This is a genomic window from Spirosoma daeguense (assembly GCF_054776875.1).
In genome coordinates this window covers 219,875-234,117 of record NZ_BAAHBF010000005.1, presented here as the reverse complement: position 1 = coordinate 234,117, position 14,243 = coordinate 219,875, and the positions used below count along the sequence as shown (strand labels likewise).

Genomic DNA, 14,243 nt, shown 5'->3' with positions numbered 1-14,243 from the left:
AACGCTACGTTCCCATGCCTTAGAAAAAGAATGTTGGAACGTAGCGTTCACACGCTGTATTTCACTTTGCTAAACTAAGCTTTTACCAACGTACCGATTGAAATTTCCAGCCGGGCTGTTTTTTTTGCATTTCCGTTTCATCATCACGTTTGGTCAATCCGCATTTCAGGTAATTCTGGTGCAGTCTGGCCAGTGCTTCACGATCTAGTTCTACACCAAGCCCAGGCTCTTGTGGAACCAGAACGGCACCTTCTTCAAATTTGAAACGCCCGGCCGTAATTACTTCGTCCGACTGCCAGGGATAGTGTGTATCGAGCGCATAAGGAACTTGCGGTAAAGCTGCGCCCAGATGAACCATAGCGGCCAACGAGATACCTAAATGACTATTGGAGTGCATCGACAATCCTCGTCCGAACGTACCACAAATACCCGACAAGGTCATTGATGCACGTAAACCACCCCAAAAATGGTGATCGCTCAGAATAATATCTTCTGCACCAATGGCAATACTTTTGGGAATATCGCCAAACGACGTAGTACACATGTTGGTTGCCAACGGAGTTTTCAGAACGCTACGTACCTTCGCCATGTTTTCCTGCCCGCGAACCGGATCTTCCAGATACTCCAGAATTGGCTCCATAAGCTTTCCGTAATGTAAAGCTGTTTCAATCTTCCAGATGGCGTTCGGGTCCACACGTAACGGTATGTCGGGGCCGAATGCTTCGTGTAAGGCAAACATAGCATCGACTTCCTGCTGTGGCTCAAATACGCCACCTTTTAGTTTAATCGACTGAAAGCCAAACTCGGCACACATCGCTTTCGCCTGCGCAACAATCTCGGCTGGTGTCAATCCGCTGGCCTGTCGAGCTGCTGCCCAACCTGTTGCATTTGGATCGGTACCGAAACCTAATTCGCCACCGGCTCCTTCGTATTTGTAGAAAAGGTAAGCCGAAAAAGGTACGCGGTCGCGCATTTTTCCGCCTAATAAATCGACAACAGGCCGACCTGTGACTTTCCCGATAATATCGAGACAGGCTACCTCAATAGAACTAAAAATATGTACCAGCTTCCGTTGATCCCAAGGCGTTTCGCCCCGCTCAGCCGCCGTTTCGGTTCCGAAATGATTGCTAAGAATCCGCTGGATTTCGTTGAGCTGAAATACGTCTTTGCCAATTAATAATCGGATCGATTCGTTCAGTGCCAGATCAATATCCTTGTTGCCCGGAATCTCGCTGATGCCCGAAATGCCATCGTCTGTAACGATCTCCAGAATGGTACGTAACGCGTAGGGCGCATGTAAACCTGCCGCATTGAGCAAGGGCGGGTCAACAATGGCAATGGGCGTGATATGAATTTCTTTAATCTTTGGACCCATAATTAATGAATAATGTAAAATGGATAATGCAAAATGAACAATGGTCGGTTTATTAGCAACTAACCATTATTCATTTTACATTATCCATTGATTAAAACTAAGCCGCTTCGTCGGTTATGGTTTGAATGAGCCCTTTAATGTAACCGTAGCAGAACGAAAAAGCCTGTAAATCGCTGCCAGCGGCCGGATGGTGTGGTACGTGATCGGGCATCACCATACCTGAATACCCCACATCGCGCAGGGCACGCACTACGTGCAGGAAATTCATATCGCCATTATCGGGATAAACTTCCTGAAAGTTGTTCCAGCCGCCTTTTATGTTACGTAGGTGTACGTTGAAAATCTGATTCCGTTCGCCTACCCATTTGATGATCGGCATAATTTCCGTTTTTGGGTCTTTCAGCCCTTCGGCAATTGAACCGATGCAAAGGTTGAAGCCGTGGTATTCGCTGTCGTAAAGTTTAGCAAATCGCTGAATTCCTTTGAATACGTCAGGGCTGTTCCAGCGGGTGATGCCCCGATAACCTACTGGCGTTGGCGGATCGGCAATGTGATTGGCCAGCTTCACTTTATACTCTTTCGCTACGGGTAGAATCCGGTCGAGGAGATACGTAATACGTTCGAACATTTGCTCGATGTTTACGTCGCCCGCTACTGTTTTGGGGTGGTTTTGCTTCAGGGCTTCTTCGTAATTCCAGGTGCTATACGTAGTGTTCCCTCGTTTTGGGTCGGTAGTACGTCCGGTACGAAGCACGGGCAAAATGGTGGTATTATAATTCAAAACCTTAATTCCCGTTTTGCCGGCCACCTGAATCATCTGCTGGAGAATCTCGATTTCGCGGTCGCGCTCCGGGCTTTTGCCAAGCATGATGTTTGGATATTCAGCTCTGTCGATACCCGACGATGCCAGCGGAAAATGATACGCATCCAGCGCGATCCCGTATTTTTCGCAGGCTTCTTTCTTACGTAGTGAATCCTCCAGATCCCAGCCTTTACCCGCTATGGTTTTGGGTGCTCCGCCATCCAGATTATAGACACCATGCCGGGCTTTAAATTCCAGATTTTCAATGGATGTGCCCCCCGACTGACAGCCGACTTTCATCAAGACTTTCTTGGGTTTCACTACGTTCGCAGCGCTGGCCGATTCTGGTTTCCAGATAGTGGCACCCACTGAGCCAGCCGCAATTGTTCGAAGGAAATTCTTCCGTTTCATGGTGTAAGGTTTGTTTAGGAATTTGACAACATCGTTTATTTCTATAGCAACAACAGGAGCGAGCTGTGGTCTAACTCACCATTTCCGGCAGCCACTGCGTTTTCCATTTGCTTCGCTATTAATGCTGTTGCCTGTAAGGGTACCGAAAATTCGTCACCTGTTTTCAGGGCAATGCCCATGTCTTTTTTGTGCAGTTTGATTTTGAAACCCGGCGCAAAATTTCGGTCGATCATGCGTTTGCCGTGTAGGTCGAGAATGCGGCTCTGCGCAAATCCGCCAAGCAATACGTCGCGCATTTTTTCCAGATTCACGCCCGCTTTGTCGGCTAGTGCAAATGCTTCGGCAACGGCCTGAATCGTAATGCCGACAATCATCTGATTACAGGCTTTGGTTGTTTGGCCCGCCCCCGGTTCGCCGATGTGAACAATGTTTTTACCCATTACCTGAAACAACGGCAACGCTCGCTGAAAAGCGCTTTCACTACCGCCAACCATAATCGACAACGAAGCGGATTCTGCTCCAACCTGTCCGCCCGATACCGGCGCATCCAACGCTTCCACGCCTTTTTTCTGCATATTGGTGTAAATGCTACGTGCCGTAGCTGGTGCGATGGTCGACATATCGATGAATAAAGTTCCCGGCTGAATGCCTTCCAGCACGCCATCGGCACCGTTTACAACCTGTTCTACATCAGGCGAATCGGGAAGCATCGTGATGAGTATATCACAGTTTTGCACCAGTTCTTTACTGCTTGAATAAGCCTGTGCGCCAGCTTCGACCAACGTATCAGCCGCCTTGCTCTGGCTTAAAATCGCTACGTCGTAACCTGCCTTGTGTAAATTTAAGGCCATGGGTTTTCCCATGATTCCTAATCCAATAAATCCTACTTTTTCCATTCGTTGCAATCTATTTTAATGACGTATATCTGGTTTAAACCAGTGGGAATAATTGTGCGCCAATCATGATGATAATCAGTCCTGTAATGCCCATCACAACGAGTAATGGAGAGATGGTTTTCAGGGCTTCTTTCTCAGTCAGGTTGCTGAGTTTGCAGACAATCCAGAACCCGGCATCGTTCATCCACGGAATCAGTTTGGAGCCGCAACCGATGGCTAACCCAAGATAAACCGGGTGAAACGCCAGATTTGCGTTCGTGGCCATGCCCGATAAAATTCCCGAAGCGGTAATCAACGCCACCGTTGCCGAACCCTGCGCTGTACGGACAACTGCCGCGATAAAGAACGCCATCGGAATCAACGCCATCTGATACCCTTTGGTCAGTTCGGCGATACGTCCGCTGATACCCGATTGCTGTAACATTCCGCCAAAAGCGCCACCGGCAGCCGTGATCAGAATAATACCCCCGCCACTCATCAGCGCTGCCTGAACGAAGGGCGTTAAGCCTTCTTTACCCCCTTTTTTCTGGTTAATCATAATCAGCATAGCCGCTACGCCCCCCGTAACGACTGCGAGATTTTTTTCGCCCAGAAAATGGAACACACTGGCTATCGGTTTCATCGAAGCAGAGACCGAATCCATTGCACCGAAAGCGGTATCGACACAGATAAACACCAACGGAATCAGAATCGGCAGAAGCGATACGCCCAATGACGGCAGACTAGAATCTTCTTTCGCGGCAATGGCTTTGATGTCTTCCAGCCTGGCATCGAGCGAATCCCGTAGCGGAATTGGCCATTTCTTATTCGCCCAGAGTGCGAAAAAATACCCCGACGTAATGGTAAATAGTCCCACAATAGTTCCGGCAATCATCATCATACCGATGGGGATTTTCATTTCGCCAATAAGGAACAACGGTCCCGGCGCGGGCGGAACTAATGAATTTGCCATAGCGGCTCCGGCCATGATGCAGAGTACCAGTAGCAGATAATTTTTGCCGATACGTAGTGTCATAGCTTTCGCTAGGGGCATCATCAGAAAAATAACCGTATCGAAAAAAACGGGAATCCCGATAAAGAAACTGCTGATCAGGAAGGCAATTGGCGCTTTTTCAATGCCGGTCAGACGTAGCATTGATCGAATGATACGTTCGGCAGCCCCGCTCTCGAGCATACATTTACCGATGATAGCAGCCATAGCAATCAGGATACCGATTTTGCCACACGTACTGCCAAATTCGGTAGCGATACGTTCGCCAACGCTTTTCTTCGCCAGTGCTGCGGCTGCGGCCGGAGCGGTTCCTTTGGCAATCGCAAACGCTTCGATGGCAGCGGCTGGCGTCATCAGGGCAACCACAAATGCACCCAGCAAAAGGGCCAGAAATGGATGTAGTTTCAACCCGATGATGCCACCTACTACGATAATTACACCTATGGCTAAAATAAAAAGTGGGTCAGTCATTAAGAATTTAAGGTTTAGGAAGCAGGTAAGCTGATGGTATTTTATAAACCGTAGTGTTGGCTATTTATAAGCCGCGCGGAAGCCGTTCAGTTTTTTAGCCATGTTTCGGGCGCCTTCGGCTACGAACGTACCGTCCGCTCCGCAGGCAATCAATTGAATACCTAGATCGTAATACCGCTGATAATCGTCGGGGTTGAAGAACAGGATACCCGTTGCTTTGCCCGCTCTCTTGGCGGCATTTACGGTTTCCTGTAAGGCTTCTTTGAACCGGGGGTGATCGAACTGGCCGAAAATGCCTAACTCCATCGACAAATCAGCGGGGCCGATAAACAGTACGTCGACACCATCCATTCTAGCTACGGCATCGAGATGATTCAGCACTTCTACGGTTTCAATCTGCACTACACCCAGAATCGTCTCGCGGGATTGTTCGTAGTACTCATTGAAATTCTGGGCAAAGTTGGTGGCACGTACCATCTTTGCTACACCCCGGCTTCCGTGGGGTGGGTAATGCAGGCCGTTTACTACTTTCTGCGCATCGTCCTGATTCCTGATTTTAGGGCACATAATTCCTTCGGCACCCATATCCAGCACCCGGTGAATACGCTGACTTTCGGCACTTTCGACCCGAACGATGGCACCAACGCCCGTGTGTTCGAGCGCCTGTAGCTGATAAAGTGCGTCTTTTTCAGAACCGGCACCGTGTTCGAGGTCGATCAATACCCAGTCGAAACCAGCCTGCCCAACGATTTCGGCCGTGAGCGAACTTCCCAGATTCAACCAGCAACCGTTTAAGGTTTCTCCCTGCTGGAGTCGTTTTTTTAGATTTTTCATGTACACGTAAAGGCGAGGAAATGAAGGCTTTACTTCTTATCCCACCAAATGCGGGTGTCTAATAAATTTGGTCCCTGCCGAGTGATGGCCTGCTGAACGTTAGTTTTATTCACGTTCAGTTCAGCATCGGTATAGGTTAAGCGACGAATAAACGGCTCCGTTTTCAGATCACTGCCGGGGTAGGGGTTGGGCGTCATCACCGGGAAACCACTACGTCGGAAATTCGCCCACGTTTCGGGGCCAATCAGGAACGAAGCGACCCAATACTGCGTGTTGATTTGCTCCAGTTCTTTTCCGGCTGTCAGCGGGTTGGCCGTTACGTAGGTATTGATGGCGGCATCGGCAATGGCCGTACTGGCTCCGTAGCTGGCAAACTGGCGCATGTGCGACCGGATACCGTTGGCATAAAGTGCAGCAGCATCGCCCGTTGTCCATTTCCGAAAAGCGGCTTCGGCCAGTAGCAACTGTGTTTGTGCATACGTAACGAGGAAACTAGGAGCCAATAAACTGGCCATTCGGGTCCGGTCGAGCTGGCTGTAATCCCACAAACTGGCTAATTTACTGGCTGTTACAGCAGTGCTGATAGTTGTGTTGTCATAACCAAGCGGAGCGCCAATCTGAACAGCGGGGGTGCGGTTCGCTCTCGACTCGACCTGTTGCGCACCACTCGTTGCACCGACGTAGCGAACGGCGATGGATGCCAGCCGAGGGTCGTTATTTTTGCTCAGGTACGACACAAAATCGTCGGCCAGATAAAAGAAAGCCGACTGACCGCCATTGAGTTGCGAACCAATCGGGTTGGTAAAGCTGGCCGTATGCCGGACAATGGCGTTATCGTCGTTCGATTGCATCAGGCCACCCGCTACCGCTTTTGCTACGTATTCGGCCGCTTTGGTTGGATTTACTTTCGACAGACGCATGGCGGCACGTAGCAACAATGAATAACCCAGTCGTTTCCATTTCGGCACGTCGCCATCGTACATAATATCGCTGGCAACTTTGGTTTTCGACGCATCAAGAGCCGCCGAAGCCGCATCCAGTTCGTTTAAAATATCGGTATAAATCGACTCCTGCGTATCGTAAATGGGCGTAACAACGTCTTCCAGATAGCTTTTTCCGGCCTGCGTATAAGGCACATCGCCATACGTATCGGTCAGAAGCATGAATGTGTAGGCACGCCAGATGCGGGCCATATTATACAGGTTCGTGCGGGCCGGGTCCGATTTTGTCTGTGCTAGTACGTCGGTCAGTTCCTTTACGTTGGTCTGGTAATACGAATTCCAGTTACCAGCCGCTACGTTCCGATTATCCTGATTGAAATTAGCCGCCGATCCCTGTCCGCTGAAGGGCGTAATCATCTGTTTTACAATAGTTGTCTCATAGCTCAAATTGCCATAAGCGGGCGCACTGTTAACGATGGCCGTATTTAATTGAAAACCGGGATTTACTGCTGTTAGGGCAATCGGATTGACGTTCATCTGGTCGAATCCTTTATCGCAGGAAGCCAGTAGCAGAACACTTAGAACGCTAACCGAAAGAGATTTATGGAAAGTTTTCATGATAGTCTGTCGTTAGAATTTGACGTTCAGGTTGAAGCCGATGCTACGTGTTACGGGTAAGCCGGTGGCTTCCAGACCAATCAGGTTATCAGATGGAAAGCCAAACTGTTCGGGGTGAATGTTCGGAACCCACTTTTTGATAACTGCTACGTTGTTAGCCACGGCATTCAGGCGGATGCCTTTAATAAATGGAATCCGTGATGGTAGAAATTTGGTGAAATCGTAGCCAAGGGTTATCTGACGTAGTTGCCATAAGCCAGCATCATACACAAACTCTTCGGCAATGTTCTGCGAACGTACCGTTTCGTAATACGCCTGTACACCCGACTTCGTTTTATTTACTTCGCCGTTCGGATTTACGCCGTCGCCAATCACGAAATTTTCGGCCCGACCAACCAGAGTGGCTTTGTGAAGACCATGCCGCCACGCGTTGTGGTTCGTTCCCGAAATCATTTTGCCGCCCAATTTGAAATCGATCAGGAACGACAGACTGATGCCTTTATACGTAAAACTGTTTGTGATACCGCCCACCCACAACGGCAATGCACTGCCAAATGGAATCTGCGTAGCGGTACGTAGCGGACGACCATTTCCGGCATCGAACACCTGCCGTCCCTGCGCATCTCTCAAGTAGCCAAAGCCGTAGAGCTGACCCATTGACTGACCTACTACCTGCCGCAGTTCGCCGGTAAATTCGCCCGTTCCAACCGTAATCATGTTATCGCTCACACTAGGGCCGAGGTCAAGTACTTTTGTTTTGTTGTAGGCCGCGTTTACGTTAACATCCCAGACGAAATTGGGCGTTTTCAGAGGGGAAAACGTTACTAACATTTCCAGACCCTGATTCCGACTTTGCCCTACGTTGATAAGCTGCGAGAGGTAACCGCCCGCATCTGAGGTTTGGGCTCGCAGAATCTGGTCCGACGAGAGCTTGTCGTAATATGTAAAGTCGAAACCGATGCGATTGTTGAATAACCTCAACTCTAAGCCAAACTCTTTTTCCGATACACGCATGGGTCGCAGATTGGCGTTGGGAACCGTTGACCCGCTGATGGTAGCCAGTGGCTGAGCCGCTCCGCTCGGCGATGGGAACTGTTGCGCGTTGATGCCGTAAAACAGATTATTAGAATAGGGCTGCACGTCGGTATCGCTCCCCACTTCGGCATAAGCGGCCCGGATTTTGGCAAACGAAATCCAACTGGGCAGACTTTGGGCAAACGCTTGTGAGACCACGAAACTAGCCGTTACAGATGGGTACAGAATACTGCGATTAGCGGCCGAAAGTGTTGAAAACCAGTCGTTACGTACCGTGCCGTTTACAAATAGAACATCTTTGTACGAAACTTCAGCCGAACCATAAAGCGAGTTTACCTGCCGCTCCGAAAATTCATACGTAGCGTCGCGCTGACGGCCGTTGCCAATGGTGTAGAGATCGCGGGTGTAGAAATCCTGAACAAATACGTTATGTCGGCTGATACGTCGGTACATCTGGTTTCCACCCGCGTTTAGGTTAATACCAAAACTGCCAAATGTTCGATTCGCGCCAATCAGAAAGTCGGTGTTCAGTTCCCGAACCATCCGCGAATCCTGCGTGTATTGCCCGTTTACAAACCCCGCTGGTGCGGCTGGCTGACGCTGGGTTCCAGTAGGTAGGTTGTAATCCTGTTCGCGGGAGTAATAATCCTGACCAACCCGAGCCTGTAAAAACAGCCAGTCGGTGAAGTTATAACGAGCGGTCAGATTGCCGAAAATCCGGTCGTTACGTATGTTATCGAAGCGTTTGAGGGCGAAATATGGGTTGGTACGGTTAGTAAAACGCGACCAGACAACCTCGTTTCCATTCGCATCTGAAGCGTATTTTTCCAATAAGTCCAAGGGCATCGAATTTGCCATACTAAAAATAACTACCGGACTATAATCCTGCTCGGCAATATTGGGCGGGTTTTTCCGGAACTCGTTGGAATAGTTGACGTTACCCGACACAGTCAGTTTTTTTGCCAATGTTTGCGTAAACCCCAAATTGATCGTTTTACGGTTGTAGCTCGAACCGGGTAGAATCAGCCGGTTGTCCAGATTGGAAATCGACAGATTGAAACCGCCAAATTCGCCACCCGACGATAAACTAATGGTGTTGGTCCAGGTCTGGCCTTTCTGGTAATATTTTGTAATCTGATTCCGTTGCGGTTCGTAAGGAGCCTGTATACCATCGAACAAAGTCTGCGTCATGCCCGGCTGAAATTTCTCGCCGAAACTCCACTGACCCGACGTCGGAAACGGAGCTGTTGGCCGTACACCGTTTTCACCTTGCCCGTATTCGTATTGATAATCCGTGTAATCGAGGGGCGTTTCGCTGGTAAAGTTGGTGTTGTATTCGACGCCGATGCCTGAGCCAGCACCTCTGGTTTTGGTCGTAATCATGATAACGCCATCTTTCGCCCGTGACCCGTATAAAGCCGACGCTGCGGCACCTTTCAGTACCGTCATCGTTTCAATATTGTCGGGATTGATGCTGCTCAAGCCATCGCCACCATCTGAAGTGCGGTTGCTGCCTTTTTCCGATACGTCTCCCCGAGCACCGAAGTTTGTGTTGTCAATCGGTACGCCATTGACCACAATCAGTGGTGAGTTGTTGCCACCAAACGACGATTGCCCACGAATCCTGATTTTAGACGTACCCGCCGGGCCGGTTCCCAGCGACGTAATGTTTACCCCCGGAATTTTGCCTTGCAGCGAATTCATAAAATTGGCTGTCCGGTTCACCGTTATCTGATCCGAGGTAACGGTCGACGTAGCATAGCCAATACTTTTGGATTGCTTTTTAATGCCCAAGGCCGTGACTACGACCTCATTAAGTGCTTTGTCGGCGGGTGCCATCGACACCTGAAACGTAGATTGATTCCCTACTGTTACTTCCTTAGTGTCGTAACCAACAAAGCTAAAAACAAGTACCGGGTTTCCGCTTTCGGGAATGTCGAGCTGAAACGCGCCTTCGGAGTTGGTGGTTGTTCCGCGTTGGGTGCTCTTAATCAGCACACTTACGCCGGGCAAACCAGCTCCTTTTTCGTCGGTCACTTTCCCCGAAATCATGCGCTTGGGATCAACCGTTGAAATTGATTCAATAGGTTCAACCAAACCCATTTCGCGTGATGCCGATGCAATGGCCGATAAAACCAGCTTGCGTCCAACCAGTTCATAATTCACCTTAAGCGGTTTAAAATACTTGATCAGCACTTCTTCCAACGTAGCGTTGTTGACCTGAACCGTAATTTTTTGCTTCGGTTCAATCACCTCGGTGCTGTAGACAAACTGAACGCCCGTGGCTTTTTCGATGTCGGTCAGCACTTTCTTTATTTCCTGATTTTCAGCGTGTATCGTCAGGCGACGTCGAAGGTAATCCTGCGCGCTGGATGGATAGGCTGAGGATACGCCTACCACCAGAAGCATCGCGACACTTTGCAGCAGCGAAAACCTCATAAGCGTAGTCCAGAGCTGGCTGGAGAGGCATTTTTTCATGATTACAGCTATGGTTAAAGGTTTAGGGGATTGGTGGCTCCGACAGGTTCTGGCCGTCGGATATAGGTTCGCGTACTAATTAGTTGCTATGCAACTCCGACAGCCGGAGCCTGTCGGGGCCTTCTATCGGAAACTTTTACGCGTAATAACAATCTGTCCGTCAGTGATTTCGTAACTCGCCGATGCTGCTTTGCACAATACGTCCAGCTTTTCGTAAAGCGACTCGCTGGTTAGTGCTGCCGTAATTTTGCAGGTCTCAAAACTCTCTTCGTCGAACTGAATCGGAATGCCGTAACTCTGCTCCATTTCGCGTAGAATGATAGGCAATGCTACTTCATCATACACAAATTGATTGGCTTTGCTACGTTGCTTCATCAGGATTGGGTTGGCTACCAGCGTTTTGGTTAGATTGCCCGCGCCTTTTTCGAAAATTGCCGCCTGATTTGCGTGTAGAATCAACCCGTTCACTTCCTTGTTTTCGGGCGATGCGTCCGGCTTCGGCTTATAAACCGACACCTTTCCCGACAATACCTGAACCGTGATTTTTTTATCGAGATCGAACGCCCGCACTACGAACCGCGTACCGAGTACTTTCGTTACCATATCGCCCGTATAGACCATAAACGGTTGATTCTTACGCTTTACCGAAAACTGAGCTTCGCCTTTTAGGTAAACTTTACGGGTGTTTCCAGCAAACTGGGATGGATAACGTAGCTGGCTTTTCGGACTCAGCAACACTTCCGAACTATCGCCAAGAACTACCCGAAGCGGTTGCTGCGTAGCATTGACGGTTTCAACCAATTGGGGAGCCGCAATACGTTTAGTCAGATGTGGGACGAACTGTATAGGGCTATAGGACGTAACGTACCAGCTTAAGCCTGATGCCGTAACCAAACAGGCTGCAAGTATCAGCTTTTTGCCAAGCCGAAAACGACCCTTTAATCGGCCATTTCTGATACGTAGCGTAGTATTGTTGTCGTAACGGTTTGGTATATACGCATTAGATTTTGCGAGAAATTGATCGATTTCATTTCTGATTTCTGTTTCACTGATTTCGTCCGACGTAACAGCAGTGGCTCGAATAAATCGTTCGGCCTGTTGAAACGCTTCCTGTTTTTGTGGGTACTGGTCCAGAAACGAAAGCCAGAATGTTTCCCGGTTGCTACGTCCCTGCACCCAGTCGCGAAAGTCTTCGTCCTGAATGAAATCATCGGCCCCGTATGTGTCGTAGTTTTTCATGTCCGTTTACTGTTCGGTTTTGCTCATGATACGGTTCTGGTTTATAGCTGGTTTAGCCAGTAAACCATGATTCCAGTGACGCTGACAGCTAGGTGTTTGCGCAGACTATTCAGCGATTTTTGCAGCAGATTATAAACCGACTGTCGGCCAAGCTGCATGACTTCGGCGATCTGTTCGAAATTCAGATTCTGATAAAAACGAAGGTAAATGAGTTCTTTCTGTCGGTCGGGCAGATGGTTAATTACGTGCTGTAACCGACGAATCTGATAGATTTCATGTTCTTCTTCAATCAGTCGGACATCAGCAGCGAACTCAACTGAAAATGCATATTCATCGGGCAGCGACACTTGATACGTTGTCTGATTTTTGGCTAACTCACGCAGAATTCGGGTTTTGAGCACCACCAATAAATACGACCGGACATTTTCGACGGAACGTATCGACGACTGCATTTTCCAGAGATTCATAAATACCTCCTGAATACAATCTTTCACAAACTCGCGGTTGGCATGCAGGCGCATTCCCCAATGAAACAGATCGGGATAGTAACTCTGCATAAGTTTCGCCAGGGCATACATATCGCCTGCCTGGTAATCCTGCCAAAGTTGCTGCGCTTCGCGTGGGGGTAACCGTCTGCTCATATCTATACGGTGGCTATATAGCTATGAGCAGATTTTAAGGAAAAGTTAACCCTGTTTTAAGATTATTTTTTTAAAAAATTAGAAAATATCTTGAAAATAAGCCGTAAAGCATGATAAGATCGGTTTTTTTGCCGCAACGTGTGCTAAGCTTTTCGCTAAGATTACAGAAGGATTTCGCGGCCTTTGCGGAAAACTTAGCACACGTTACGGTAAAAACTCTTACAATACGTTAAAGATTGTTTCGGCAAAACAGGTATCAGAATTCTGGTAAGCCAGCTTTTTAAGGTTTTCTTCTGAATAGGGAATGCCCGTTGTCAGTACTTTTTCCAGCAATTTTCCAATGGCTTCGGGTGAGGTTGAGTCGGCAACGGCCCCTAATTTTTCTTCCTGAACAATCTTTCCAACGTAGCCGTAATCAGACGCCAGTAACGGTTTGCCCGATACCGCAGCCCGTATAATTACCGAAGCCATGCCAACATGGCGCTGGTATAAGGCTAACGCATAATCAGACAGATCGAAAAACGCCTGAATACGTTGACCGCGCACTTCTTTGAACTCACAAACGATCTGTATCGCCGGGTTTATGGCTGCAATTTTCTGTTCGATATGTTTCTGATAATCAGAATGAATGGCTCCCGCCAACAGAATACAAACACGAGAATGAAGCGATGAATCCAGATACTTTAGTGAATCGAGTAGGGGTTCAATACCTTTCCGATCATCAAGAAAACCGAACAGCAGAAATACCTTACGCCCGACCTCGATTTTCAGTTGGTTTCGCAATTCATCGATTTCAGCCGATGGAATGGAATAGGCTTTAACGGGGTCAGGTAAGGGCACTACGTTGACGCTCCGGTGCATAGCCTGCAACCTTGGAACAACCGAGTGATCGAGACAAAATAAATTCGTTAGCGCACCCCGGCGGAGAATGCCACGTAGCGTCAGTTTTTTCCGTACTACGTTCAGACGTGCTTTCAGTCCAGCAACGGTTTTGTAGTGAAAATCAGGCCGAAAATAAATACCCGAAACTGCACAGGGTGCTTTTCGGCCCATCCATAAGCCCATCTGAAAAATATCGAAGTACATCAGCACAGCGTGGGTCGAGCGATGCTGTTTGGCGTAACTACACAACAGATTCCACTCTTTAAACGAACGGGCGATTATCGATGCCTGATGCGTTTCCTGAATAACCGACTGAGGAATTGCCACAAACTGCACAGAAGCACCAGCGGGTAAAGCGTCGATCAATTGCCGAAATCTTGGCTCGAACGAAGCCTGAGTTACCACGACTAGCTCGCCCTCAGCTTGTTGTTGAAGCCAGTACGTAATCAGATGAGACAGATAATCGGCATGGTGCCCATCAATGATTGAATCAAACAGCAGAATTCGTTTCATAATAGCCGCCTGTGCCCATCCAGACACGTAGCGTTCACGTAAAAACAAGCCTGATTTAGCAGGCTATAACAGGTCAAAGTTATCGAAAAAACGGCACTAGCCGTATGAGTTACCCT

10 protein-coding genes are annotated in these 14,243 nt (G+C 48.6%); all 10 read right to left on the bottom strand.

Translation table 11 applies throughout. From position 1 onward, the window contains the following. Positions 1 to 82: 82 nt before the first annotated feature. Positions 83 to 1,375: an enolase C-terminal domain-like protein gene (locus tag ACYVD4_RS17330; RefSeq protein ID WP_460947941.1), complete on the bottom strand. Its 1,293-nt coding sequence runs from the start codon at positions 1,373 to 1,375 to the stop codon at positions 83 to 85. Positions 1,376 to 1,472: 97 nt separating this feature from the next. Beyond that, positions 1,473 to 2,588 carry a mannonate dehydratase gene (locus tag ACYVD4_RS17325; protein ID WP_460947939.1) on the bottom strand — a complete coding sequence of 372 codons (1,116 nt, stop codon included), beginning with the start codon at positions 2,586 to 2,588 and terminating at the stop codon, positions 1,473 to 1,475. 41 nt (positions 2,589 to 2,629) lie between these two features. After that, positions 2,630 to 3,484: a 2-hydroxy-3-oxopropionate reductase gene (locus ACYVD4_RS17320; protein WP_460947937.1), complete on the bottom strand. Its 855-nt coding sequence runs from the start codon at positions 3,482 to 3,484 to the stop codon at positions 2,630 to 2,632. Between the two features lie 34 nt (positions 3,485 to 3,518). Then, a complete protein-coding gene (locus ACYVD4_RS17315; protein ID WP_460947935.1) occupies positions 3,519 to 4,946 on the bottom strand; it encodes a GntP family permease in 1,428 nt (475 codons plus the stop codon). A 60-nt stretch (positions 4,947 to 5,006) separates the two neighbouring features. Further along, complete coding sequence (locus ACYVD4_RS17310; protein ID WP_460947933.1) at positions 5,007 to 5,780, bottom strand: HpcH/HpaI aldolase family protein; 774 nt, start codon at positions 5,778 to 5,780, stop codon at positions 5,007 to 5,009. Positions 5,781 to 5,809: 29 nt separating this feature from the next. Beyond that, positions 5,810 to 7,339 (bottom strand): SusD/RagB family nutrient-binding outer membrane lipoprotein, encoded by a 1,530-nt coding sequence (locus ACYVD4_RS17305; protein ID WP_460947931.1) that lies wholly within the window; start codon positions 7,337 to 7,339, stop codon positions 5,810 to 5,812. A gap of 12 nt (positions 7,340 to 7,351) precedes the next feature. Next, the gene (locus ACYVD4_RS17300; protein WP_460947929.1) at positions 7,352 to 10,852 is read right to left on the bottom strand and encodes a SusC/RagA family TonB-linked outer membrane protein; all 3,501 of its coding nucleotides are present in this window, start codon (positions 10,850 to 10,852) and stop codon (positions 7,352 to 7,354) included. 123 nt (positions 10,853 to 10,975) lie between these two features. Next, positions 10,976 to 12,091 (bottom strand): FecR family protein, encoded by a 1,116-nt coding sequence (locus ACYVD4_RS17295; protein WP_460947927.1) that lies wholly within the window; start codon positions 12,089 to 12,091, stop codon positions 10,976 to 10,978. Between the two features lie 41 nt (positions 12,092 to 12,132). Next, entirely contained in the window at positions 12,133 to 12,732 is a 600-nt protein-coding gene (locus ACYVD4_RS17290; RefSeq protein ID WP_460947925.1) for an RNA polymerase sigma factor, read from the bottom strand. A gap of 219 nt (positions 12,733 to 12,951) precedes the next feature. Next, positions 12,952 to 14,175 carry a glycosyltransferase gene (locus ACYVD4_RS17285; protein WP_460947923.1) on the bottom strand — a complete coding sequence of 408 codons (1,224 nt, stop codon included), beginning with the start codon at positions 14,173 to 14,175 and terminating at the stop codon, positions 12,952 to 12,954. Positions 14,176 to 14,243: the final 68 nt, after the last annotated feature.

What these genes read in the sequence shown, in the direction of transcription:
- ACYVD4_RS17330 (WP_460947941.1), bottom strand. Translation starts at nt 1,375, where the DNA reads ATGGGTCCAAAGATTAAAGAAATTCATATCACGCCCATTGCCATTGTT.
- ACYVD4_RS17325 (WP_460947939.1), bottom strand. Translation starts at nt 2,588, where the DNA reads ATGAAACGGAAGAATTTCCTTCGAACAATTGCGGCTGGCTCAGTGGGT.
- ACYVD4_RS17320 (WP_460947937.1), bottom strand. Translation starts at nt 3,484, where the DNA reads ATGGAAAAAGTAGGATTTATTGGATTAGGAATCATGGGAAAACCCATG.
- ACYVD4_RS17315 (WP_460947935.1), bottom strand. Translation starts at nt 4,946, where the DNA reads ATGACTGACCCACTTTTTATTTTAGCCATAGGTGTAATTATCGTAGTA.
- ACYVD4_RS17310 (WP_460947933.1), bottom strand. Translation starts at nt 5,780, where the DNA reads ATGAAAAATCTAAAAAAACGACTCCAGCAGGGAGAAACCTTAAACGGT.
- ACYVD4_RS17305 (WP_460947931.1), bottom strand. Translation starts at nt 7,339, where the DNA reads ATGAAAACTTTCCATAAATCTCTTTCGGTTAGCGTTCTAAGTGTTCTG.
- ACYVD4_RS17300 (WP_460947929.1), bottom strand. Translation starts at nt 10,852, where the DNA reads ATGAAAAAATGCCTCTCCAGCCAGCTCTGGACTACGCTTATGAGGTTT.
- ACYVD4_RS17295 (WP_460947927.1), bottom strand. Translation starts at nt 12,091, where the DNA reads ATGAAAAACTACGACACATACGGGGCCGATGATTTCATTCAGGACGAA.
- ACYVD4_RS17290 (WP_460947925.1), bottom strand. Translation starts at nt 12,732, where the DNA reads ATGAGCAGACGGTTACCCCCACGCGAAGCGCAGCAACTTTGGCAGGAT.